This is a genomic window from Saccharopolyspora spinosa NRRL 18395 (assembly GCF_000194155.1).
Classification (GTDB): Bacteria; Actinomycetota; Actinomycetes; order Mycobacteriales; family Pseudonocardiaceae; genus Saccharopolyspora; species Saccharopolyspora spinosa.
In genome coordinates, this window is the sequence record NZ_GL877878.1 from 1,357,833 (window position 1) to 1,379,715 (window position 21,883).

The 21,883-nt window shown below is 69.1% G+C and carries 25 protein-coding genes; 18 read left to right on the plus strand and 7 right to left on the minus strand.

Annotated features, from left to right (window positions below; translation table 11 throughout):
* Nucleotides 1–191: 191 nt before the first annotated feature.
* The 3 genes from SSPN_RS42765 to SSPN_RS54370 all read left to right on the plus strand — a co-directional run bounded on the left by SSPN_RS42765 (nucleotide 192) and on the right by SSPN_RS54370 (nucleotide 2,835).
* Complete coding sequence (locus SSPN_RS42765) at nucleotides 192–1,475, plus strand: carboxylate-amine ligase (protein WP_010693124.1); 1,284 nt, start codon at nucleotides 192–194, stop codon at nucleotides 1,473–1,475.
* Nucleotides 1,476–1,600: 125 nt separating this feature from the next.
* Complete coding sequence (locus SSPN_RS0106870) at nucleotides 1,601–2,359, plus strand: haloacid dehalogenase type II (protein WP_010693125.1); 759 nt, start codon at nucleotides 1,601–1,603, stop codon at nucleotides 2,357–2,359.
* 98 nt (nucleotides 2,360–2,457) lie between these two features.
* Complete coding sequence (locus tag SSPN_RS54370) at nucleotides 2,458–2,835, plus strand: hypothetical protein (RefSeq protein ID WP_143539632.1); 378 nt, start codon at nucleotides 2,458–2,460, stop codon at nucleotides 2,833–2,835.
* Nucleotides 2,836–2,847: 12 nt separating this feature from the next.
* Here SSPN_RS54370 and SSPN_RS61510 read toward each other — a convergent pair whose 3' ends face one another.
* On the minus strand, nucleotides 2,848–2,970 hold the full coding sequence (locus SSPN_RS61510) for a hypothetical protein (protein ID WP_010693127.1): 123 nt from the start codon (nucleotides 2,968–2,970) through the stop codon (nucleotides 2,848–2,850).
* A 114-nt stretch (nucleotides 2,971–3,084) separates the two neighbouring features.
* Between SSPN_RS61510 and SSPN_RS56470 the strand changes: the two genes are divergently transcribed.
* The 4 genes from SSPN_RS56470 to SSPN_RS0106900 all read left to right on the plus strand — a co-directional run bounded on the left by SSPN_RS56470 (nucleotide 3,085) and on the right by SSPN_RS0106900 (nucleotide 7,362).
* On the plus strand, nucleotides 3,085–3,246 hold the full coding sequence (locus SSPN_RS56470; RefSeq protein WP_010693129.1) for a hypothetical protein: 162 nt from the start codon (nucleotides 3,085–3,087) through the stop codon (nucleotides 3,244–3,246).
* Between the two features lie 248 nt (nucleotides 3,247–3,494).
* Nucleotides 3,495–5,408, plus strand: a complete 1,914-nt coding sequence (locus SSPN_RS0106890) for a hypothetical protein (protein ID WP_029535045.1) — start codon at nucleotides 3,495–3,497, stop codon at nucleotides 5,406–5,408.
* Between the two features lie 9 nt (nucleotides 5,409–5,417).
* Nucleotides 5,418–6,497 carry a CHAT domain-containing protein gene (locus SSPN_RS0106895; RefSeq protein WP_029535046.1) on the plus strand — a complete coding sequence of 360 codons (1,080 nt, stop codon included), beginning with the start codon at nucleotides 5,418–5,420 and terminating at the stop codon, nucleotides 6,495–6,497.
* A gap of 67 nt (nucleotides 6,498–6,564) precedes the next feature.
* The gene (locus SSPN_RS0106900; RefSeq protein ID WP_010693130.1) at nucleotides 6,565–7,362 is read left to right on the plus strand and encodes an IS982 family transposase; all 798 of its coding nucleotides are present in this window, start codon (nucleotides 6,565–6,567) and stop codon (nucleotides 7,360–7,362) included.
* 20 nt (nucleotides 7,363–7,382) lie between these two features.
* Here the strand turns inward: SSPN_RS0106900 and SSPN_RS0106905 are convergent, their stop codons facing one another.
* The gene (locus tag SSPN_RS0106905; protein WP_044573533.1) at nucleotides 7,383–8,039 is read right to left on the minus strand and encodes a TetR/AcrR family transcriptional regulator; all 657 of its coding nucleotides are present in this window, start codon (nucleotides 8,037–8,039) and stop codon (nucleotides 7,383–7,385) included.
* Nucleotides 8,040–8,149: 110 nt separating this feature from the next.
* A complete protein-coding gene (locus SSPN_RS0106910) occupies nucleotides 8,150–8,611 on the minus strand; it encodes a Rieske (2Fe-2S) protein (protein ID WP_010693132.1) in 462 nt (153 codons plus the stop codon).
* Nucleotides 8,612–8,729: 118 nt separating this feature from the next.
* On the opposite strand from SSPN_RS0106910, the gene SSPN_RS0106915 reads away from it, so the two are divergent.
* The 4 genes from SSPN_RS0106915 to SSPN_RS42770 all read left to right on the plus strand — a co-directional run bounded on the left by SSPN_RS0106915 (nucleotide 8,730) and on the right by SSPN_RS42770 (nucleotide 12,030).
* Complete coding sequence (locus tag SSPN_RS0106915) at nucleotides 8,730–9,104, plus strand: hypothetical protein (RefSeq protein WP_029535047.1); 375 nt, start codon at nucleotides 8,730–8,732, stop codon at nucleotides 9,102–9,104.
* Between the two features lie 23 nt (nucleotides 9,105–9,127).
* The gene (locus tag SSPN_RS0106920) at nucleotides 9,128–9,613 is read left to right on the plus strand and encodes a sigma-70 family RNA polymerase sigma factor (protein ID WP_044573536.1); all 486 of its coding nucleotides are present in this window, start codon (nucleotides 9,128–9,130) and stop codon (nucleotides 9,611–9,613) included.
* Nucleotides 9,610–10,260, plus strand: coding sequence for an anti-sigma factor family protein (locus SSPN_RS0106925; protein ID WP_010693138.1), 651 nt, complete (start codon nucleotides 9,610–9,612; stop codon nucleotides 10,258–10,260). Before SSPN_RS0106920 ends, SSPN_RS0106925 begins: the two co-directional genes overlap by 4 nt.
* A 234-nt stretch (nucleotides 10,261–10,494) precedes the next feature.
* Complete coding sequence (locus SSPN_RS42770; RefSeq protein WP_010693140.1) at nucleotides 10,495–12,030, plus strand: MFS transporter; 1,536 nt, start codon at nucleotides 10,495–10,497, stop codon at nucleotides 12,028–12,030.
* Nucleotides 12,031–12,037: 7 nt separating this feature from the next.
* Here SSPN_RS42770 and SSPN_RS0106935 read toward each other — a convergent pair whose 3' ends face one another.
* Together SSPN_RS0106935 and SSPN_RS58235 are read right to left on the minus strand one after the other, a co-directional pair.
* Nucleotides 12,038–12,784: a lipoate--protein ligase family protein gene (locus SSPN_RS0106935; RefSeq protein WP_010693141.1), complete on the minus strand. Its 747-nt coding sequence runs from the start codon at nucleotides 12,782–12,784 to the stop codon at nucleotides 12,038–12,040.
* A 9-nt stretch (nucleotides 12,785–12,793) separates the two neighbouring features.
* The gene (locus tag SSPN_RS58235; protein ID WP_010693142.1) at nucleotides 12,794–13,201 is read right to left on the minus strand and encodes a hypothetical protein; all 408 of its coding nucleotides are present in this window, start codon (nucleotides 13,199–13,201) and stop codon (nucleotides 12,794–12,796) included.
* A 175-nt stretch (nucleotides 13,202–13,376) separates the two neighbouring features.
* On the opposite strand from SSPN_RS58235, the gene SSPN_RS0106945 reads away from it, so the two are divergent.
* From SSPN_RS0106945 to SSPN_RS0106965, 5 genes are all read left to right on the plus strand, one after another.
* Nucleotides 13,377–14,264: a TrmH family RNA methyltransferase gene (locus SSPN_RS0106945; protein WP_237710473.1), complete on the plus strand. Its 888-nt coding sequence runs from the start codon at nucleotides 13,377–13,379 to the stop codon at nucleotides 14,262–14,264.
* Between the two features lie 257 nt (nucleotides 14,265–14,521).
* Nucleotides 14,522–15,217 carry a pyrroloquinoline-quinone synthase PqqC gene (gene pqqC / locus SSPN_RS0106950; RefSeq protein WP_010693144.1) on the plus strand — a complete coding sequence of 232 codons (696 nt, stop codon included), beginning with the start codon at nucleotides 14,522–14,524 and terminating at the stop codon, nucleotides 15,215–15,217.
* Nucleotides 15,208–16,572, plus strand: coding sequence for a pyrroloquinoline quinone biosynthesis protein PqqE (gene pqqE / locus SSPN_RS42775; protein WP_010693145.1), 1,365 nt, complete (start codon nucleotides 15,208–15,210; stop codon nucleotides 16,570–16,572). Before pqqC ends, pqqE begins: the two co-directional genes overlap by 10 nt.
* Nucleotides 16,572–17,441 (plus strand): pyrroloquinoline quinone biosynthesis protein PqqB, encoded by an 870-nt coding sequence (gene pqqB / locus SSPN_RS0106960; protein ID WP_010693148.1) that lies wholly within the window; start codon nucleotides 16,572–16,574, stop codon nucleotides 17,439–17,441. Before pqqE ends, pqqB begins: the two co-directional genes overlap by 1 nt.
* Nucleotides 17,442–17,486: 45 nt before the next feature.
* Nucleotides 17,487–19,073: a non-homologous end-joining DNA ligase LigD gene (locus tag SSPN_RS0106965; protein WP_010693150.1), complete on the plus strand. Its 1,587-nt coding sequence runs from the start codon at nucleotides 17,487–17,489 to the stop codon at nucleotides 19,071–19,073.
* Here SSPN_RS0106965 and SSPN_RS59390 read toward each other — a convergent pair.
* Nucleotides 19,059–19,397, minus strand: a complete 339-nt coding sequence (locus SSPN_RS59390; RefSeq protein WP_029535050.1) for a hypothetical protein — start codon at nucleotides 19,395–19,397, stop codon at nucleotides 19,059–19,061. The two genes, SSPN_RS0106965 and SSPN_RS59390, sit on opposite strands and share 15 nt — an antisense overlap.
* Before the next feature lie 66 nt (nucleotides 19,398–19,463).
* On the opposite strand from SSPN_RS59390, the gene SSPN_RS0106975 reads away from it, so the two are divergent.
* Nucleotides 19,464–20,648 (plus strand): esterase-like activity of phytase family protein, encoded by a 1,185-nt coding sequence (locus SSPN_RS0106975; protein WP_029535051.1) that lies wholly within the window; start codon nucleotides 19,464–19,466, stop codon nucleotides 20,646–20,648.
* A gap of 6 nt (nucleotides 20,649–20,654) precedes the next feature.
* On the opposite strand, the gene SSPN_RS0106980 is transcribed toward SSPN_RS0106975, so the two are convergent.
* Entirely contained in the window at nucleotides 20,655–21,392 is a 738-nt protein-coding gene (locus SSPN_RS0106980; RefSeq protein ID WP_010693154.1) for a dienelactone hydrolase family protein, read from the minus strand.
* A 174-nt stretch (nucleotides 21,393–21,566) separates the two neighbouring features.
* On the opposite strand from SSPN_RS0106980, the gene SSPN_RS57550 reads away from it, so the two are divergent.
* Nucleotides 21,567–21,863, plus strand: a complete 297-nt coding sequence (locus tag SSPN_RS57550) for a putative polyketide synthase protein (RefSeq protein WP_010693155.1) — start codon at nucleotides 21,567–21,569, stop codon at nucleotides 21,861–21,863.
* The last annotated feature ends 20 nt before the right edge of the window (nucleotides 21,864–21,883 follow it).

Genomic DNA, 21,883 nt, shown 5'->3' on the forward strand with positions numbered 1-21,883 from the left:
GCAACTCAAACAGCCGAACCGGGTGATGCAACTGTCGTGATCAACTGGGCCGTTCGGGTTGGAATACCGGAATGTTGCGTGGATTGCTTGAAATGCGTACGCCAGCTTCTCCATACTTTCGATCGCGACCGAGAACGGGGAGACCGAGAGGCGGCCGAGCGCGTGAGGATCACTCAGTTCCTGGCGAACGCGTGCTCCAGCGCGCCGGCCCGCCGCCCCTCGTCCCGGTCCCCAAAAATCCCCGGCCCGGTGTTGAACCCCGACTCGCACCGGGCCGGCCTGAACATTCCATCCACAGTAGACTGACCAGGCGAGCCGCCGGAAAGGGCATCCGATGCATCGCGGCTCGCCCCTCCCGACATTCGGGATCGAAGAGGAGTTCCTGCTGCTGGATCCCGAGACCGGCCGCCCGGCACCACGAGCTGCTGGATCCCGAGACCGGCCGCCCGGCCCCACGCATCCCGGCGGTCGACGACGACGCCACGAGCACCTTCAAGGCCGAGTTCGCCCGCTTCCAGCTGGAATCCAACACCCCCGTCTGCCGCACCGCCGTCGAGGCCCGCGAACACCTGCTCGCGGCCCGGCGCACCCTCGTCGTCGCGGCCGATCGGCGCAACCTGCGACTGGTCTCGACCGGGTACTCCCCGCTCGGCATCCCCGCCCCCTTCCCGATCACCGACACTCCCCGATACCGGCGCATCAGCGACCACTTCGGGCAGCTGCTGGACTCGCACACCGCCACCGGCTGCCACGTCCACGTCGGTATGCCCGACCTGGCCACCAGTCTCGCGGTGTCCAACCACCTGCGCCCGCACCTCCCGGCACTGCTCGCGCTCACCGCGAACTCCCCGTTCTACGACGGCCGGGACACCGGCCACGCCAGCTGGCGCACGGTCGTCTGGTCCCGGCTGCCGTCGGCCGGACCGCCGCCGATGCACCGGAATCCGGCCTCCTACCAACGCGCCGTCGACACGCTGCTGGCCAGCGGCGCCGCGCTGGACCACTCCATGATCTACTGGTTCGCCCGTCCCGCGCCGCATCTGTCCACATTGGAAGTTCGGGTGGCGGACGCCGTCGCCACAGCGGAAGAAGCACTCCTGCTAGCGCTCTTGGTGCGCGCACTGGCCGCGGCGGCGCTGCACGACATCGCCGAGGACCGCCCCGCACCCGAGCTCCCCGACGAGCACCTCCGCCTCGCCACGTGGCGCGCCGCGCGCGACGGGCTGGAGGGGCGAGGCCTGGACGTGACCGGGGAGCTCAGGCCTGCGCGATCTCTCCTGGACGAGACAGTCAAGGCGGCGCTGCCCGCCCTGGACGCCAGCGGCGACACCCGACTGGTGACCGACCTCCTCGACCGCGTGCTGCGGGATGGCAGCGGAGCTCACCGCCAGCGCCTGGCGCACGCCCGCCGCAACGACATCGCCGACGTCATCGCACTGCTCGCCGAGCAGACCCGCGCCGCCGCGCCGAGGTAGAACCTTGTCCACATAGGATATCCGCGGGCGCTGTCGAGCACATCTCGCTGAGTGGATCTACATTCCGCCCCGCCTCCTTGCTAGGGTCGACCTGCGAAGCGCGGCCCAACGAAGGAGGTCCAACGATGGCGATCGGACCGGAAGCTCCGGCAGCTCCGCAGCGGATCGTCGACGCCGTTCTCTTCGACACCTTCGGCACCGTCGTCGACTGGAAGTCCGGCGTGGCCGACGCCGTGGAGGCGATCGCCTACCGGTACGGATTCGAGGTCGATGCCGCCGAGTTCGCGCTGCGGTGGCGAGCGCGCTACCAGCTCTCGTTGGAGCCCATCCGCAGCGGCGCCCGGGAGTTCCTCACCCTGGACGAGCTGCACAGGGAGAACCTGATCGCCACGGCGGAGGAGATGGGCCTGCCCATCGAGCGGATCGAGGCGGCCGACGTGGAATGGCTCAACCGGGCTTGGCACCGGCTGGACGGCTGGCCGGACAGTGTGCCCGGGCTGACCGAGCTTAAGCGGCACTTCATCATCGGCCCGCTGTCCAACGGGCACCTCGCACTACTGACCAACATGGCCAAGCACGCCGGGCTGCCCTGGGACGTCATCATCGGCTCGGACGTGACCCGGTGCTACAAACCGGACCGGGACGCCTACCTCGGCGCGGCGCGACTGCTCGACCTGCCGCCACACCGAGTCATGCTGTGCGCGGCGCACAACTCGGACCTGGCCGCGGCCCGCAGCGCGGGCCTTCGGACAGCGTTCGTCGCGCGGCCGCAGGAGTACGGCACCACCCAGCAGTCCGACCTGCACCCCACCGAAGCTTGGGACGTCATCGCCCGCGATATCCGCGACCTGGCAACCCAGCTGCGTGACCACATCACCGCCTGACCACCACCGTCCACCCCGGACGGGTTCACTCGATCGCCCACCTGACCGCCGACATGCGGGGTCCAGGCAGAGCCGCGGCACACGATTGCACCCCCGGCATGAGGCCGCGCGGCGCCGACCGGATGCTGCCCCAGCGCCATTCGGTTCCGTCGCGCCCCATCCACCCGACCAGGGCCAGGCAACTCGCGCGCGCCTGTCGACCACCAACAGAACCGAATTTTAATGTCCACAAAGAACGAGACGTCGCGACTCCCGCCCCGCTCGCCGCGCTGACGAAGCTCGCCACCAACCCCTCGGCGACCGCCGGGCGCATTTCGACGAACTGGTCCGAGGGCGGGTTGCGCCACGCAGCCGATCAGCACCGCGACCTGCTCAACGTAGTGCTGGGCGCGGATGTGCTTCGAACCGAGCAGCCGATGCGGGACCACATGGCCTACACCCACCGGGTGCTCGGCCCACCCCAGCCAACGAGCTGACCGACCGGCGCGTCAGTTGTAGCCGCGCACCAGGTGGCTCTCGTCCAGATCGAGTTCCGCCTCGAACGCGGCGAGCTCGCTCGACGCGTCCTCCGCGCCCTCCAGATCCTCCACATTGGATTCTTGAATCGACACCGCGTTTCCTTTCTCTCAACGCTCCATCGACGGAGCAGCGAATTCCCTTGCACCGAGCCGGGAATCCGAATCAGTCCACTGTGCTAATGCGACCGAATAGTCCAATCAGATGCGGTGAAAGTGCTCGACGGGCAACGCGCGAAGACCGCTCGGGGTGCCGACATGTTCGTGCGGAACATCTTCGGCCTCCTCATCGACGTGCACGTCGGTCAACGAGCCGGGTTCGCCAGGCAGGGGTTCTCCAAGCAGGGGTTCTCCAAGCAACCGCGAGGTTAAGGTATTACACCTCGATCTGCCGGACGGCGGCGGGTCGGTCGAGCGATAACCTCGGCGCGACAGCAACCTGCCGCCTCCGGACCGACCTCGCGTTTCCGCAAGCGCTCCAGGCATTTCCACTGCACCGATCGGCGAACGACACCGGCCCAGGCGGGTGCCGGGCGACCGCCATTCGGCGGATGCCAAAGCGGCCGGACCGGCCCCACCCTGTCACCTGTCACCGATGTGCCCGAACGAAATGGAGCTCGATGACCAGTTCCCGGGGAGGCCCGCAGGCAGCGAGCCACGACGCGGTCATCGCCGCGCTCCAGCACATGGTGCGAAGCCGCGATCTCGCTGCGCTCCCGGAGACAACCGAGGCGTTGTCGCGCATCGTGGAGGAGATTCCGCTCAACGACGCGCAACGCGCCGCCGCCGTGAACAACCTCGGCAATGCCATGCACCTCTGGTTCGAAGCCGACGGCCACCCGGCGGATCTGGACGAAGCCATCAGGCACTACCGGGAAGCTCTCGACTCGGCACGACGCACCGATCCGCAGCGGCCGCTCTACTGGTCCAATCTCAGCCTCGCGCTGCTCAAGCAAGCGCGGCGCAGCCGACGCCCGGAACTCGTCGAGGAAGCCGTGACGACCGCCCGTCAAGCAGCCGACTTCACATCACTGGGATCGAGGCAGCGCGTCGCGGCACTCCTGCGGCTGGTAGACGCACTGCGGATGCGCGCCGCACTCGGCGGCACCGGAACGGAAGAAGCCGTTGACGTGCTGCGCGAAGCTGCCGCAGACGCGCCGCCCGACCTGCCGGAGCGGCCGACGCTGCTGTTGCGGGTGGGCACTACGTTAGTCACCTGCTTCGACCAAGGCTCCGGCGTCGAGAAGCTCGACGCCGCCGTTCAACTGCTGCACGACGCCGCTGATGAGGTGCCCGGCGGACCGGATCTCCGGGTGGCGCTGTGCAGGCTCGGCGTGGCCCTGCGCATGCGCTTCGACGAGGAGGGAGATCCCGAAGATCTCCGATGCGCGGTGGACGAGTTGAGCCGCGCTGCGACGAGCAGCCCACGCGACGACGGGCTCCTCGCAACGGCGCTGTTCAACCTGGCGGGCGCGGGCGCGGAGCACTTCGACTGCACCGCGGAACGCGGTGCGCTGGACGAAGCGATCGAGGTACTCGACCGGTCGGTCGAGCGGCTTCGAAGCGACGACCCCCGGCTCGCGTCGGTGTTCCTTTCCTTCAGCGAACTGCTACGCTGGCAGTTCGCGATCACCAGGGACGGGCGCACGCTCGATGCCGCAGTGGATTTCGCGGACCGGGCCGCTTACTGCGCCGACGCGCCGGACGAGGATCGCTGTTGCGCGCTGCGGGTCTTCGTGGCTTGCCTGCTCTGCCGCTTCGAGAACGCAGGCGCCGCCGACGACCTCGCTCGTGCCGACGCGGCCCTGACCGAACTCGATCGACTGGCGCCTGCGGACGGCCCGGTGCGGTTGGGCCACTGGATACAGCGCGGCCGCCTCGCAGTGCGCGAGTTCGAGCAGTCGCAGGCCAAGTCGACCCTCAACGCGGCGATCACCGCGTACCAGCGGGTCTTGGCGGCGATGCCCGCGGATGATCCGGAACGTGCGGCGGTGTCGGTCGAGCTGTGCAACGTCCTGCAGCGGCAATCCAAGCAGAACCGGCGGCGCACCTACCGGCTTGCGCACGCCACGTTGCGGGCGGCCGCAGAGCTGCCGACGGCACCTGCCGCGACGCGGATGCGCGCAGCAGTGCTGGCCGGGCACCTCGCGGCCGAGACCAGCCGGTGGGAAGACGCGGCGACCATGTTCAAGTCGGCGATGGCCCTGCTGCCGCTGGTCACCAGGTTCGGGCCGCCCCCGGACGCCGCTCGACGGTACGAACTGACCGCCCTGGTCGCCGACATGGCCGCCTGCGCGGTGCACGACGGCACCCCCAAGCAGGCCGTCGAGCTGCTGGAACACGGCCGGAATCTCTTGCTGGCGCAGGCGCTCGGCACCGGCGACGAGCACACCGCCCTGCGCCACGAACTCCCCGCGCTCGCGGCGGATCTGCAACGCGTCCGCCAGCAACTGGATTACCTCCCCGACAACCTGCTGGGGGCAGCGGTGCGGCGGAAGGCAGTCGGGCGCCAGCGCCGCCTGGCCGACCGGTAGGCGGAGCTGGTGAACGAGGTCCGCAGCCAACCCGGCTTCGAGCGGTACCTGACACCGCCCGCGTTCGGGCAGCTCCGCGATGCCGCTGCGGACGGTCCCGTGGTCATGGTGAACGTCAGCGCGTACGGATCGCACGCCCTGCTCGTCACCGCTGGCGAGGCGGTCGGCGTGACCCTGCCTCGCCTCGACGTCCGCAGCACCGCGAAGTACACCAGGCTCCTGCTGTCGGCCGACAACGCAGCCGACGTGCGGGAGGTGCTGGCCTGGCTCTGGCATTCCGTGGCCGAGCCGGTGTTCAACGTGCTCAGCTACTACTACGTCACCGCCTTCGGCCGAGTGCCCGCCGACGACCAGCGGTGGCCGCGCATCTGGTGGTGCCCCACCGGCCCGGCCGCTTTCTTGCCGCTGCACGCGGCCGGAAGCGCGACGCTCCCCGGCACCGGACGGTCGGTCCTGGAACGCACGGTTCCGTCCTACACCGCGACGTTGCAGTCGTTGATGCACGCCCGGCAGTCCGAGTTCCAGGCCGGCCTCGATCCCCGCGTGGTCCTCGGCGACCGCGCGACCGCTCGGGCCGAAGCCGGCCTGGTGACCCAGCGCTGGCCCGCCGCGAAGGTCCTCGAACTCACCGAGTCGACGCGCGCAGCAGTGCTCGCCGCACTGGCCGAACCCGGGCCCGTGCATTTCGCCTGCCGCGGCATCCAGAAGGCGCACGACTCCGCGTCGAGCCGACTGTCCGGTACCGACGGCAGCCCGCTGCCCATCGCCGACCTCGTGCGATCGCCAGGGGGGTTCGCCTACGTGTCGGCGAACGAGGTCGCGCTGGATCCGGGCAGCCCACCCGACTCGATCACCCAGCTGCTGCCGCTGCTGCACCATGCCGGGGGTTTCCAACACGTGATCGGTCCGTTGTGGTCGGTCGACGGCGACGGTTCGATCATCGACTCGCTGTACACCGACCTGGCTGAAGATGGTGTGCTGGACATCGCCAACGCGGCCGAAGCCCTGCACCGCACGGTGCGGGCGATGCGGCAACTCCACCCCCACGACCCGCGCCTCTGGGCCGCCCACATCCACGTAGGCCCGTGATCGCCGGACCTAGACGAGTAATTCCAAATTCCTGCGAGCATGAGGCGAGGGTGTCCATGATCCGTTTGTGACGACAGACCTGGACACCCTCGTGATCGCACTCTACGTCAAAATCGACGATGACCTGGCCGGTTCGGCTCGGCTGCCTGGTCGGCCACCCAAGCTCAGCCACTCCGAGTTACTGTGCCTGGCCGTCATGCAGGCGATGCTGGGCTTTCACAATGAGGCCCGATGGCTGCGCTACACCCGCACACACCTGCGGCATCTGTTCCCCTACCTGCCCGGACAGTCCGGGTACAACAAGCGCCTGCGTGCCGCACTGCCGCGGATCAAACGGATCATCCGGGTACTGGCCCGCGACACCGACTTCTGGCATGACACCGTGTGGATCACCGACTCCACCCCGGTGCCCTGCGGCATGTCCCGCCCCACCGTCAAGCGTTCGGACCTGGCCGGCTTCGCCGGCTACGGCTACTGCGCGTCACACTCGCGGTTCTTCTGGGGTCTGCGCCTGTACCTGGTGTGCACCCCGGCCGGGATGCCGATGCTGTGGGCGTTGGCAGATCCCAAGCTCGGCGAGCGCGAGGTGCTGGCCGCGATGCTGGAGGTCGACGCCGAGATGATCAAGGACCGGGCCGGGCTGCTGCTGATCAGTGACAAGGGGTTCGCCTCGAAGACCTTCGAACGATCACTGTCCGAACAGGGCATCACGCTGCTGCGCCCGTCGCGCAAGAAGGAGGTCCTGCGAGCAGGCGAGCCGATGCTCAAGAAAGTCCGCCAACTCATCGAGTCGGTCAACGACACGTTGGGCGACGGCCGCACCGGCCAGCCAGTCACTCGCTCACTCACCGCCTACGATCACTGATCGTATTCAGACTTACTCGTCTAGCCGGCTTGCGGCGCGAAGGCCTGCAGGAACGTGCGGACTGCGGATGCCGCCACGGCGCGGAGCTCGTCGTCGGGGACCTGCCGGGTGCCCAGCCTGGCCCGCGCTTCCATCGGGCCGGTGAGCAGCGCCGCGAACTGCTCGGCGGCTTCGGCGGGATCGCAGTTGCGCAGCCGGCCGGCCAGCACGAGCCGGGCGAGCCGGTCGGCGAGCGCTTCGGTGACGCGGTCCGCCGCGCGGCCCCGGACGATGTCGATCAGGTCGGGAAACTTGCCGAGCTCGGCGTAGAGCAGTCGGCGCAGCGCCCAGGAGCGGTCGTCGCAATAGCACTGGAGCAGGTGGAATCCGACCTCTTCCAGCATCGGATGTAATTCGCCATCGCCGCGCAGTTGCTCGACGACAGCCATGTTGCGCGCCAGCGCCCGGCCGGAGTCGGCGGCGATCGCCTGCCGGAACAGGTTCTCCTTGTCGCCAAAGTGGTTGTACACGGTGGGCTTGGCGACGCCCGCTTCGGCGGCGATCGCGTCCATCCCAGCCTGGGCATACCCCTCGCGGGCGAACACCCGCATCGCCGCGTCCAGGATCGCCTGACGCTTGTCGATGCGACCGCGCGAGGCGCTGCGCCCCGGCGTCGCCGAAGTGTCCGCGCCGCTCACCACCGCATGGTAAGCCTAGCTGAACTCTCCGGTTCAATCGGATAGCCAATCTGCAGCGCCTTGAGCGAGCGAACTCCACCCGCCGTTCCGGGAAATCGTCGACGAATACCTCAGCCGCTGATGATCTGGTCGTTCTCGACCACGACCTTCAGTTCGGGCAGCGGTGTCGTGGCCGGGCCTTGTTTGACGGCACCGGTGAACGCGTCGAAGACCGACCCGTGGCACGGGCAGCGCAGTTCGGCTCCCTGCGGAGCCACCGCACAACCCTTGTGCGTGCACTTCCCGTCGAAACCGACGACCGTGTCGTCGCTGGGCCGGGACACGATCACCGGCTGCCCCTGTTGCGTCTTGAGCGCGACGGCTTCCCCGACCGGCACTGCGCTGAGCGCCGCGAGGGGCTGTCCCGGCGTTGGAACGGCTGCGCCCGCACTGGGCTCGGCAGCACCGGACTCGGGCGCTTGCGAACCGGTGTCGTGGCCGCAGGCCGCGAGGGCGGCAGCTCCCGCGGCCGCACCGGCGACGGCTCCCCCGGCGGTGAGGACAGTTCGGCGAGTGTGCTTTTCAAAGGTCATGCGGTATGACACGAGCAACCACCGGCCCCGGTTCAACGCCGCCCAGAATTTTGAACCGGAAGGGCGAGCATTTCGTGTTCCCTGGCGTAGCGGATTCTGCGGCGGCGGGAGTGTGGCGATGTCCGACTGGATACTGCGGGTGCTGGTGGCAGCGGGGTTGCTGGGTTCGGCGTGGGTGCACCTCGTTGTTTGGTTCGACTGGGCCGGGGACACCGACGTCATCGGGCCGCTGTTCCTGGTCAACCTCGTGGCCGGTGTCGTGATCGCGGTTGCCGTGCTCATCTGGCGCCACTGGTTGCCCGTCCTGGCGGCGGTCGGATTCGGCGCGGCGACGCTGTTGGCCTACTGGCTTTCGGTCACCGTCGGGCTCTTCGGTGTGCAGGAACAGTTCGCTACCTCGGAGGAGGTTTGGGGCGTGATCACCGAGGCTGGCTGCATCGTCTTCAGCGCCGCACTGCTGGCGGCGCGTTCCCGACGTCGGGCTGCGGTGTGAGCGACGACGCCGAGTCGCAGTTGATGCGCATGCTGCACGACCAGCACGCGTCCGCGCTGTGGGCCTACGCCTTGCACTTGACCAGCGGAGACCGCGCGCGTGCCGAAGACGTGGTGCAAGAAACCCTGTTGCGGGCCTGGCGGCATCCGAAGGTGCTCGACCAGTCCCAGCGGTCCGCCCGGGCTTGGCTGTTCACGGTTGCGCGGCGGATCGCCATCGACGGCTGGCGCTCGGCGGCGAACCGCGCGGAGGTGCTCACCGACCTACCGCCGGAACCCGTGCCCACCGACGAAACCGACCGGGCCATGCAGGGCTGGCTGGTCGCCGACGCGCTCGCCGAGCTGTCCCCGCGGCACCGCGAGGTGCTGGCGCTGTGCTTCTACCAGGGCATGTCGGTGACCGATGCCGCTCACCGGTTGGGGGTACCGCCTGGGACGATCAAGTCCCGGACGCATTACGCGTTGCGCGCGCTGCGCCTGGCGCTCGAAGAAAGGGGCGTGACCCGGTGAGCCGGCACATCGAGCCGGGGGCAGACCCGTTCGAGACCTTCGACGCCGCGTACGTCCTCGGCGCATTGTCACCCGAGGACCGGGCGGCGTTCGAGTCGCACTTGTCCACCTGTGATTCCTGCGCTGATTCCGTTCGGCTGCTGGCCGGATTGCCGGGCTTGCTCGCGCAGGTCGACGAGCACCACGCCGATGTCGAACCCCCGCCACCGGACCGGTTGCCGAAGCTGCTGGCCGAGGTCCAGCGCCTACGGCGACACCGGCTGCTGGCGACCGTGTCCGCGGTGCTAGTCGGCGCGGCGGCCTGCCTGGTGCTGATGCTCTCCCTTCTCCTGACCGACCGTACGGCGGGTGAGGAGATGACGGCGCTCGGCGCCTACCCGGTGCAGGCCAGCATCAACCTCAGCGACGTTTCCACCGGCACGCGCGTGGACATGTCGTGCAGCTATGAGGGCACGAAGGGCGGTGACTACATGCTGGTCACGGTCCAACGCGATGGCCGCACCGCGGAGCTGGCAAGGTGGTACGCGCTGCCGCAGAACACGGCGTCGCTGGACATGACAACACCGTTGCGGCGCAACGAAATCCAGTCCTTGGAAATCCGGATCCCGGACGGACCTGCCGTGCTGCGCCTCGTGGTGAACGAATGACTGGCCCGTCAGCCGGGAATCCCCCGGGCGACACCGTCCAAACCGGATCGGACGTCTGCGGGTGCTGTCCCAGCCACCGCCGAAGCTCACCGCGTCACCCACTCGCCGAGTAGATCACGGGCCTGATCGCCACCTCGACCGATTAGTTCTCGGCACGGCCCGGGTCAACTCCTGTGACAGCGCAACGGTGCCGGTGGGAGCGGGCACCGGAGGAGAGGGTTCTCGAACGTGGATATGACACCGAGTGCGGGACGGCGGGAGTGGGTCGGGCTTGCGGTGCTTGCGCTTCCGACCCTGCTCTTGTCGTTGGACATGAGCGTGCTGCACCTCGCGGTGCCGCACTTGGCCGCCGACCTGCGGCCCAGCAACACCGAGCTGCTTTGGATCATCGACAGCTACGGGTTCATGATCGCCGGATTCCTGGTCACAATGGGCACGCTCGGGGACCGCATCGGGCGGCGGAAGCTGCTGATGTTCGGCGGCGCGGGGTTCGGCATCGCATCGATCGCGGCGGCCTTCGCACCCACACCCGCGATGCTGATCGCGGCCCGGGCGGTACTCGGCATCGCCGGGGCCACGCTGATGCCCTCGACGTTGGCGTTGATCAGCAACATGTTCCAGGACGCCCGGCAGCGCGGGACCGCGATCGCGGTCTGGATGAGCTGCTTCATGGGCGGCATGGTGATCGGGCCCGTGGTCGGCGGCGTGCTGCTGGAGAACTTCTGGTGGGGTTCTGTCTTCCTGATGGGCGTGCCGGTGATGGTCCTGCTGCTGGCAGTTGCTCCGGCGCTGTTACCTGAGTACCGCGACGAGAGCGCTGGCCGGTTGGATCTCATCAGCGTCGGGCTGTCGCTGGCCACGATCCTGCCGATCGTCTTCGCGCTCAAGGAGCTCGCCAAGCACGGCCCGCAGGTGCCGAGCCTGGCAGCGCTGGCGGTCGGGCTCGCGCTGGGTGTGGTTTTCGCGCGTCGTCAGCGGCGGATCGCCGATCCGATGCTCGATCTGGGGCTGTTCCGGGTGCGCGCTTTCAGCGCCGCACTTGGCATCATGCTGGTCGGCGCGATCACTATGGGCGGCGTCTTCATGCTGGTCAGCCAGTACCTCCAGCTGGTCGCCGGGCTGACGGCGCTTGAGGCGGGGGTCCTGCTGGTGCCGCAGGCCGGTGCTGTCGTCGTCGGGTCGCTGATCGCGCCAAGGCTGGCCAAGCGGTTCCGGCCGGAGTTCGTGCTCGGCTTCGGCATGTTGCTCGCGGCGGGCGGGATTCTGCTGTTCACGCTGGCGGATGTCGGGAACGGGACGGCGGTGGTGGCCATCGGCATGGTGGTCGCCAGCTTCGGCATGGGCCCGCAGGGCGTGCTTTGCACCGAGATGGTCGTGGGTTCAGTGCCGGCGCAGAAGGCAGGTGCCGCATCGGCGATGTCGGAGACCAGTGGCGAGTTCGGCATCGCGATGGGCGTCGCGCTGTTCGGGAGCCTCGCCACGGCCGTCTACCGCAACGTGCTCGCGATTCCGCCGGAAGTGCCGTCCGGCGTCGCGGTCGAGGCCCGAGACGGGATGGCCGGCGCGATGAGCGCAGCGGGGCGGCTGGCCGACCAGGCGAGCGTGCTCGCCCCGGCGCGAGAGGCGTTCACCAGCGGTCTCCAGGCGGTTTCCGTCGTCGGCGCCACCTTCGTGGTCCTCTTCGCGGTCATCGGCATGGTTGTGCTGCGCAAGCGCTCCCAGCCCGAGCCGGAACTGGCGGCCTGTGCGCCCGAGGTGACCGCCGCCTGAACGCGCTTCAAATGCGGTGGTCGTCGACCAGTTCGCCGGCCTTGGCGAGCAGGTCGTCGGCCAACCGCGTCGGGACCAAGCCGAATCGTTCGTCGTAGGCCGCGACGACCTCGGCTTCGAAGTCGTTGAGCGATACGCCGGGCGACTCCGCGGCCACCGAGCCCACCGAGTCGTCGTCGAAGGGCAGATCCAGGTGCCGGTAGACCTCGGTCAGCAGCGGGCGCAGCACTTCGGCGTCGTCGAAGATCGCTACCGCGCTGAACAGCCATGCGCCACGCACCATCCGCTGCGCAGTGCCGACCAGCTTCACGCGGCCCCTCGCGTTCACGCTGTGCGCCCCCGGGCAGTACTCCCCCGGCACCGCTCCGACCTGCGCGCCGACGCCGTGGTTGCGCAGCACCCCGGCCCACAGCTCGGCGTAGCCCACGAACCGCTCGTCCATGCCCGCCAGGTGACCGGGGTCGGTGCCGACGTGATCGACCACCAGCGACCGCTCGGTGTAGGCCACCGCACGGCCGCCCGGGGCGCGCACGACCGGCGTGAACCCCGCGTCCCGAACGGCGCGGACCGCGTCGGGAAAGCCGGGCAGCAGCGTGTCTCGCCGTCCGAAGGCGACGACGCGGGCGTCCGGCCGGTACACCCGCACCGCCGGACCCGACTCGCCTCTGCTGACGCGGCGCAACATCGCATGCGCTACCGCGACCTCCAGCGCCTGATCCGCGCCAATCCCGAGCGCACCGCGAAAGAGCTCCACGGGCCGATTCTACTGGCCGGAAGATCGCCAGCTCACCGGCCGAAACCCGGGACCATCCGGTACCGCTGGAACGAGGTCGGAATGACCGGGTTCCGCTCGAACAGGATTCGTGCCACCGACGATGGCCTCTTTGTAGAGCGCTGCTTCCGGCCGGTCAGCACGGCTTCGCGCGGGCTGTCGTCGGCGCGCACGAACTGGATCAGCCCGTCCCGCCTGCCCAGTAGCGTCGATCCCGGTCATGCGGTCGACGACCAGCGTCACGCCGGTGCCCTCGACCAGGTCCGCCAACGGTAGGTCCCGCAGCGCCTGCCCGGCGGCGAGCTGGTGCAACCGCACCCGCTCGACGAACCGATCACCTGCGTTGATCAACGTCACCTCGGCATCGGTCCACCGGGCCGCGAGCTTCGCCGCGGCCAACCCGGGGTAGCCAGCCCCAACAACAACGATCCGAAACGCCCTGGTTTCCTCTCGAATCCGCGCAACCGAGTGCGAACAAGGAACGGGGCACGACGAAGAAGCGTGACGAGCAGTGGCCCAAGTCACAGCGAATCGCCGCGAAATCGCCTTCCTCAGTGCCTGTTAGCCTTGCGCGGTGTCAGACGCAAGACGTGATCCGGGGAAAATCCGCGGCAAGGGCAGTGCAGGCGCGCGTTCCGGCCAAAGTCTTCGCGTCAGCACCCGCAACGCACTTTTCCAGCAGTGGCAAGCCCTGCTGTCGAACCGCACCAAGCGACAGCGTTCCGGCGAATTCCTGATCCACGGTGTGCGACCGATTACGCTCGCGGTGGAGCGCGATTGGCCACTGCGCAGTCTCTTGTACCCGTCGGGCAGGAAACTCTCATCCTGGGCCAGGCGACTGATCGATGAATGCGCCGTCAAGACCGTTGAAGTGCACCCGGATCTACTCTGGGAACTCGGCGAGCGCGAATCCGAGCCACCGGAACTCATCGCCGTCGCCGAGCTGCGGCCCGACGACCTCGACAGGGTGCCAGTGGAGCAGGACTTCCTGGGCGTGATCTTCGACCGGCCCACCAACCCCGGCAACATCGGGACCCTGGTGCGCTCCGCGGACGCCTTCGGCGCCCACGGCCTGATCGTGAGCGGTCATGCCGCAGACGTCTACGACCCGAAGTCGGTGCGCGCGAGCACGGGGTCGCTGTTCTCGGTGCCTGCGGTCCGGGTGCCGTCACCGCGCGGCGTCCTCGACTGGGTCACCGAACACCGGCGGCGCGGGGTGCCGATCGCGGTCGTCGGCACCGACGAGAACGGCACCTCCGAGATCACCGAATGCGATCTCACCCGGCCCGTCCTGCTGGTTATCGGCAACGAGACGACCGGGATGAGCACCACCTGGCAGGAAATGTGCGACGAGGTCGTCCGGGTTCCCATCGGGGGCGCCGCGAGTTCGCTGAATGCGGCCTCAGCGGGAACCGTGCTGCTGTACGAGGCTGCCCGGCAGCGCGGTTTTCCCGTTGCCTGAGCCGGGCGGCGAAATTCTCGGCTGATCGGCGGTTCCCGTTGCGGCGGTCGTGTTGTTCTCGGTTTGCAATCTTGATTATTGCGGTTCGGCGCTAGTACGGTCCGATTTCGTTTGTCCTTCTTGCGAAATGGAGGTCCTGTGATGGCCGCTCCTTCGGAATCCGTTCCCGCCCCCGCTCCGCCGAGCTGGACTCCGCCGCTGGTCGAACAGTACGAAACCCGTCCCGAGGTCACCGCTTACGCGCATGACGGCAATCGGTGAGCCAACCGCTGGGCGAGACCGATTTCCGGGAATCCTTGCAGCGGTTAGCGAAGCGCTACTGGGCGCACCACCCATTCCACCGACGCTTGCACGACGGCCGATGCAGCCCTCCGGAAGTTCGGCTGTGGGTGGCCAACCGGTGGTACTACCAACGACACCTGTCTCAGAAGAACGCCGCCATCGCGGCGAACTGCCCGCTGCCCGAGGTGCGGCGGATCTGGATCGAGCGGATCGGCTTCCAGGACGGACCCAGCGACGCCGAAGGCGGCCTGCACGACTGGCTGGTGCTCGCCGAAGCGGTCGGCCTGCAGCGGTCCGAGGTCCTCGACGAGCGCCACGTGCTGCCCGGCGTTCGGTTCGCCGCTGACGCGTATCTGGACTTCTGCCGGCGCAAGCCGTGGATCGAGGGTGTGGCCGCGGCGTTGACCGAGATGTTCTCGCCCGATCACATGTCCGACCGGATGGCCGCCTGGCGGCGCCACTACGACTGGATCGAACCCGCCGGGCTGGCCTACTTCGAGCGGCGGATCCCGGCCGCCCGCGCGGACAGCACCCAGACGCTGCAGGTCGTGCTCGACCACTGCGAGACGCGCGAGCAGCAGGACGCCGCGGTGCGGGCGTTGGCGTTCAAATGCGACGTGCTTTGGGCGATGTTGGACGCCATCGACTACAAGGGACAGTCATGGACGTGACCGCCGACAGCCGCCCCGGGCTGCGGCGCGGTGTCCGGTTTGTGCATGACCGCGTCCGCGCGAGGCACGCCCTGCTGTACCCGGAAGGCGTGTTGCTGCTCAACGACACCGCAGCCGACATTGTGCGCAAGTGCGACACCAAGCGCACGGTCACCGACATCGTCAGCGAGCTCGCGGCCGCGTACCAGGGCGTGACCGCCGAATCCGTGCTCGAAATGCTCGCGGACCTGGCGCGTCGCCGAATGCTGGGGGCGGAACCGGCCGAGGTGGCGGAATCCGGTCCGCAGCAGCAGGATCCGCGATCCGGCCTGCCCCTGGGCTTGCTGGCCGAGCTGACCTATCGGTGCCCGTTGCAGTGCACGTACTGCTCGAACCCCCTAAACCTCGCCGACTACCAGGACGAACTCGACACCGAAGACTGGTTGCGCGTCATCGAGCAGGCGCGGTCGATCGGCGTGCTGCAACTGCACCTATCCGGTGGCGAACCGGCACTGCGCCGGGACCTCGTTCCCCTCGTCGCGGCGGCCCGCGGACTCGGCATGTACACGAACCTCGTCACCAGCGGGTTCTCCCTGCCGCCGAAGCGGTTGCACGAACTCGCCGAGGCCGGCCTGGACCACATCCAGCTGTCCGTGCAGGACTCGGCCGCGATGTCGGCCGACGCCATCGCCGGACGTCGCGCGCACGCCCGCAAGATGATCGTCGCGCGCAGCATCGCCGCAACAGGCTTGCCCATGACCGTCAACGCAGTCCTGCACCGCGGGAACATCGCGCGGCTGCTCGACATCGTCGAACTCGCAGTGGATTTCGGGGCGGAACGCGTCGAGCTGGCCAACACCCAGTTCTACGGCTGGGCCTTGCGCAATCGCGCCGCCCTGATGCCCCGCCGGGAGCAGGTGCAGCGCGCGGACGCGGACGCGGCGCTGGCCCGCGAGCGCTACGGCGACCGGTTAGAGATCGTGTACGTGACCGCGGACCACTTCAGCCCACGCCCCAAACCGTGCAACTACGGCTGGGGCAACCGGCAACTGACGGTGGCCCCGAACGGCGACGTGCTCCCCTGCCTGGCCGCCGGGCAGCTGCCCGGACTGGACCTCCCCTCGGTGCGCGACTCGGCGCTGGAGGCGGTCTGGTTCGATTCGGCGGCGTTCAACCGCTTCCGGGGCACCGAGTGGATGCCTGATCCCTGCCGCAGCTGCGCGTTGAAGGACGTCGACTTCGGCGGCTGCCGGTGCCAGGCATACCAGCTGGTGGGCGACGCGGCGGTCACCGATCCGGCCTGCGCGTTGTCCGAACACCACGACCTGATCCGGACCGAGTTCGAACCGCAGCCGGCAGTTCCGAGGCGGATGTGATGCGGGTACGTGTCCTGGGCACCGCAGCAGGCGGCGGCCTTCCGCAGTGGAACTGCGGCTGCCAGAGCTGCTGCCGGGCCGCGGAACTCGGCGTGCAGCTCAGCCAGGACTGCCTGGCGATCAGCGGCGACGGAAACTCCTGGTACCTGGTGAACGCATCGCCGGACCTGCGAACGCAGCTGCTGGCAACCCCCGAACTCCGTCCACCGCCGGGCACCCGGCGCACCCCCGTCGAAGGCGTGCTGCTCACCAGCGCCGAGCTGGACCACACCCTCGGCCTGCTCACCCTGCGGGAAGCCGCCCGGCTGCCGATCTACGCGACCGCCGCCGTCCACCAGGCGCTTCGGCAGGCGTTCCCGATCACCGAGGTCATCGGCAGTTACACCGCCGTGCAGCCGCAGACCGTCTCCGATCGCCAAGTGCTGACGGCCGGACTCGCTGCCGAGATCGCCGTCGTCGGCGACAAGCGCCCCCGTTACGCGGGCGAACTGCGCGGAACCGGTTGGGTCGTCGCCTACCGGTTCACCGGCGCCGGCCGAAGCCTGGTGTACGCGCCGTGCCTGCCGGCCTGGAGCGACGCGTTCGAGCAGATCATCGATGGCGCCGACGTCGTGCTCCTGGACGGCACCTTCTTCACCGAGGACGAGCTGACGCATGCCTCCGGCAGCGACCGCCCCGCGAGCAGCATGGGGCACCTGCCGATCCGGGCGGCCCTGCCGGAGATCGCCCGCCACCCGAGGACGCGGTTCCTGTTCACCCACCTCAACAACACCAATCCGCTGGCCCACCCCGACGCGCCAGAGCTCGCCGACCTGCGCGCGGCCGGTGCCGAGATCGCCGCCGAACGCCAGCTGCTGGTGCTGGAATGACACCCCCGATTTTTGCTCGCGCCTGATATCGGGTATGTGGGAGAAGTGAACGACGAGCGGCTGGCGAAGTACCGGGAGATGCGCGACTTCACCCGCACGGCCGAACCCAGCGGCGACGCCGAGATGCACGCGACCGGCGACCGCTTCGTCGTGCAGCGGCACCGGGCCCGCCGCCGGCACTACGACCTGCGGCTGGAGTTGGACGGCGTCCTCCTGAGCTGGGCCGTGCCCAAGGGGCCGACGCTGGACCCGGCAGCGCGGCACATGGCCTTGCAGGTCGAGGACCACCCCCTGGAGTACGCCGATTTCGAGGGCACCATCCCGGCCGGCGAGTACGGCGGCGGCGACGTCATCGTGTGGGACCGCGGCACCTGGGACGCCGTGGAGGACGATCCGGCCGCCGCGATCGAGGCCGGGACGCTGCACTTCGACCTGCACGGCGACAAACTGGTGGGCCGGTTCGTGCTGGTGCGGCGCGGCGAGAAGCAGTGGCTGCTGCTGCACAAGAAGGACGAGCACGCCGAGCCGGGCTGGGATCCGGAAGATCATCCGCGGTCGGTGAAGAGCGGCCGCACCAACGAGGAGGTCGCCGCCGCGCCGGAAGCGATGTGGCGCAGCGATCTACCGCCGTCGGAAGCCGAGATTCCCTTGGGCGCCAACAAGTCCTGCGCGACGGCGCACTGGGATCCGCCCACCGGCGAAGAGCTGGCGGCGCTCGACGAGCTCGGCGGCAAGGGCCGATGGCGGCTGGCCGGGCGGAACCTCGCGCTGACCAACCTCGACAAGGTGCTGTTCCCGGCCCGCGACGGCGAGGCGCCGGTGACCAAGCGCGACCTGATCCGCTACCACGCGCTGATCGCCCCGGTGATGCTGTCCTACCTCGCCGACCGGCCGCTGAACTCGCATCGCTTCCCGAACGGGGTGGACGAACCCGGTTTCTGGCACAAGGAAGTCCCGAGCCACGCCCCCGACTGGCTCCGCCGCTGGCGCTACGAGGACGCCGACCCGGACGACACCCAGTGGTACCTCATCCCGGACAGCGTCCCCGCCCTCGCCTGGCTGGCCAACTACGCGGCGCTGGAGCTGCATGCATGGACCTCGCGCGCATCCGACGTCCGCCACCCGACCTGGGCGCTGTTCGACATCGACCCGGGCAGCAGGACGACGTTCGAGGAAGTGCTCGTCCTCGCTCGCCTGCACCGGACCGCGATGGAGCACCTCGGCGTCGAGGCCCGCCCGAAGGTGACCGGGCAGCGCGGCATCCAGATCTGGGTGCCGGTCGAGCCGCGCTACACCTACGCGGAAACCCGGGCTTGGGTCGAGAAGGTGTCCAAGGCCGTCGGCGGCACCGTCCCCGAGCTGGTCAGCTGGGCGTGGACGAAGACCGACCGCCGCGGCCTGGCACGGCTGGACTACACCCAGAACGTCATCAACAAGACCCTGGTCGCCCCCTACAGCGCCCGCCCCCGGCCGGGCGCCCCGGTGTCGGTTCCGCTGGAGTGGGACGAGCTCGACGACCCGGACCTGGCCCCCGACCGGTGGACGATCCGCACCGTCCTGGACCGGATCGCAACGGTCGGGGATCCCTTCGCGGCCCTCCTCGACGTCGAGCAGCAGCTACCACCCGTCTGAGCCGTCACCGGTTCGGCAGGTAGTCCTGCCCGAGCGGATTCGGCCCCACCGCGTGGCCAGCTTGCCGCCCAGGATGGTGCCGGCCACTCCCCCGGCGAACAGCACGAACAACGCTGCGCCCCGGCGGTTTCGCCGCCGCCCACGCGTTGCTGCGCCTACGACGAACGCGTTCAGTCCGTTGTAGACGATGGAGCGCGCCGCCTGCGGCCCGGCTGGCCGTGGGTTCCGCTGATCGACCCGCCGCTGGAACTGGCCACCTGGGTGGTGTGGCGGTCGAGCACCCGCCCGATCGTCGAGCAGGTCGCCCGGTTGATCTCGGGCCATGCGGCCACCTTCTCGGAAGAGTGATCGAGCTGGCGCGGCCGACCGGGTACCGGTTGGCTCTTGATCATGCGAATCCGAACCCGATCGGCAGTGCTCGCCGCTGCCGCCGTGCTGTTCCTCGCCCCGGCCACGTTCCCGGCCGCGGCGCAGGAATCCGCCTCGTCCCGACTGCTGGGGACCTACGTGGTGCCGCACGACCTGCGAGTGGACGGCACCCCGGTCGGCGGTCTGTCCTCGGTGGACTACGACCGCCGCAGCGGCAACTTCGTCTTCGTCAGCGACGACTGGTCCGACTACGCACCGGCCCGCTACTACCGGGCCGACGTCTCGGTGACCGAGCGCGGCGTCGAGGACGTGACGTTCACCGGGGTGACGTTGTTCCGCCGCCCGGATGGCACCACCTATCCGACGATCGACACCTGGCGCGAGGAGCAGCACCAGGTGCCGCGCCCGTTGCGGAACGTGCTGGGCACCGTGGACCCGGAGGAACTGCGGGTCGATCCGCTCACCGGTGAAGTCGCCTGGACCAACGAAGGGCAGCGCAACGTTCCCGCCGACGGCTCCGAGCGGGAGACCGTGCTGCTCGACCCGGCGCTGCGGATCTCGCACCACGACGGCCGGTACGTGCGGGACCTGCCGACCGCGCCGAACGAAAAGATGACGATGGGCGAAACGGGCCCGCGCGTCAACGAAACCTTCGAGGGCCTGACCTACACCGCCGACGGCATGCAGGTCGTCTCCGCACTCGAGGGTCCGCTGGAGCAGGACGGGCCGCCGGCCAACGCCGACCACGGCGCCTTCAGCCGCATCACGGTGCACGACCGGGCGGGCCTGCCGACCGCCCAGTACGCCTACCCGGTGGAGCCGCTGTTCGCCCAGCCCCAGCCGCCGAACGACTGGAACACCAACGGGATCTCGTCGTTGCTCGCCGACGAGCAGCCGGGCCGCTTCCTCGCCCTGGAGCGCGGCTACGCCAGCGGGATCGGCACGAAGGGCCGTATCTTCGAGTTCAGCACCGTCGGGGCCGACGACGTCATGGGCCGGTATTCGCTGGCCGGTGGCGGTTTCCGCGCCGTGCAGAAGAAGCTGCTGGTCGACCTGGACGAGATCGGCGTGCCCTACACCGACAACGTCGAGGGCATCAGCTGGGGACCGCTCCTTTCCACCGGGGAACGGGTGCTCCTGGTGGTCAGCGACAACAACTTCTCGCCCAACCAGCAGACCCAGCTGATCGCCATCGCCGTCCGCTGACCGGTCTCACGACTTCAGGTGTTCGGCGAAGAAATCCTCGATCCGCCGCCAGGCATCGGCGGCGGATTCCGGGTGCGGGCCGGCTCCTGTGATCCGCAGCAGCGGGCGCAGCGCTGCCGGCCCGTTCTCGGCGTCGTTGAGAAACGAGTGCCCCGCCTCCGGGTATTCCTTGACGTCGTGCGCAATTTGGGCTCGTTCGAGGGCCTCGTCGAGTTTGGCGGCGGCACCCTTCAGCATGCGGTCCCGACCGCCGTAGCTGCCGACCACCGGGCAGGCTTCGGCGAGCGCGCGGTCGATGTCCTTGGGCAGCTGGCCGTAGTTCGCCGACGCCGCGTCGTAGATGCCGCGGCCGGCGGCGACGAGCGCGAAGGCACCACCCATGCAGAACCCGATAAGCCCGACCTTGCCAGTGCAGTCGGGGTGCGCCGTCAGGGCGGTGCGGGCGGCCTCCAGGTCGGCGTAGGCGCGTCCGAGCCCGGACAGCGCGGCGCGCATCGTCGGAACCAGGCAGCGCCGCGGGCCACCGTCGGTGAACAGGTTCGGCATCAAGGTCAGGTAGCCCGCCGCTGCCATGCGCTCGGTCTGACGCAGCATGACGTCGTCGACGCCGAACGCCTCGTGGACGACCACCACGCCGGGCCACGGTCCGGGAGTCGTCGGCTTCGCCAGATGGCCGGTCAGCTTGCGGGAACCACCGAGGGCGGTGCTGCGCTCGGTGAGGTCGATGGCCGTGGGTGCGGGCACGGAGTCCTCCGGGATCTGCGATGCACTACCTGACCGGCACGACGATACGGCTGATCCGGTCGGCCGGTGGTGTCCTTCCGGGGCCTGGCGTTGACGAATCCCTGACGCGCCGCAGCGTTTGCCCGGCCCCGGTCCGGTCGTACAGTCCGGTGGGTCGATGAATGGAGTGGACCGGTGAACGGCAAGGTCGATTTCACCGGCGTCCAGTCCACGATGCTCGTCACCCTGTACCTGCGGGCGCTGGAAAGCCGCTCGGAGGATTCGATCCTCCTCGACCACACCGCTGTCGAGGCGGTGCGCCGGATCGACTACGACTGGCGGAAGCTGCGGCAACCCGGGTTGGCGAGCAACCGGTTCGGTGTCGCGCTGCGCGCGAAGCAGCTGGACGACTGGGCCGCCGACTTCCTCCGCCGCAACCGCGTCGCACTCGATCTTCCGGCGACGGTGTCGCGAACTCGCGGATGGCCGTGAGGGCTTCGCTCGCCCGGTGC

What these genes read in the sequence shown, in the direction of transcription:
- SSPN_RS59390 (WP_029535050.1), bottom strand. Translation starts at nt 19,397, where the DNA reads ATGGCCCGAGATCAACCGGGCGACCTGCTCGACGATCGGGCGGGTGCT.
- SSPN_RS0106870 (WP_010693125.1), top strand. Translation starts at nt 1,601, where the DNA reads ATGGCGATCGGACCGGAAGCTCCGGCAGCTCCGCAGCGGATCGTCGAC.
- SSPN_RS0106975 (WP_029535051.1), top strand. Translation starts at nt 19,464, where the DNA reads ATGCGAATCCGAACCCGATCGGCAGTGCTCGCCGCTGCCGCCGTGCTG.
- SSPN_RS42770 (WP_010693140.1), top strand. Translation starts at nt 10,495, where the DNA reads ATGACACCGAGTGCGGGACGGCGGGAGTGGGTCGGGCTTGCGGTGCTT.
- SSPN_RS0106890 (WP_029535045.1), top strand. Translation starts at nt 3,495, where the DNA reads ATGACCAGTTCCCGGGGAGGCCCGCAGGCAGCGAGCCACGACGCGGTC.
- SSPN_RS54370 (WP_143539632.1), top strand. Translation starts at nt 2,458, where the DNA reads ATGAGGCCGCGCGGCGCCGACCGGATGCTGCCCCAGCGCCATTCGGTT.
- SSPN_RS0106910 (WP_010693132.1), bottom strand. Translation starts at nt 8,611, where the DNA reads ATGACCTTTGAAAAGCACACTCGCCGAACTGTCCTCACCGCCGGGGGA.
- SSPN_RS0106920 (WP_044573536.1), top strand. Translation starts at nt 9,128, where the DNA reads ATGCGCATGCTGCACGACCAGCACGCGTCCGCGCTGTGGGCCTACGCC.
- SSPN_RS0106915 (WP_029535047.1), top strand. Translation starts at nt 8,730, where the DNA reads ATGTCCGACTGGATACTGCGGGTGCTGGTGGCAGCGGGGTTGCTGGGT.
- pqqE (WP_010693145.1), top strand. Translation starts at nt 15,208, where the DNA reads ATGGACGTGACCGCCGACAGCCGCCCCGGGCTGCGGCGCGGTGTCCGG.
- pqqB (WP_010693148.1), top strand. Translation starts at nt 16,572, where the DNA reads ATGCGGGTACGTGTCCTGGGCACCGCAGCAGGCGGCGGCCTTCCGCAG.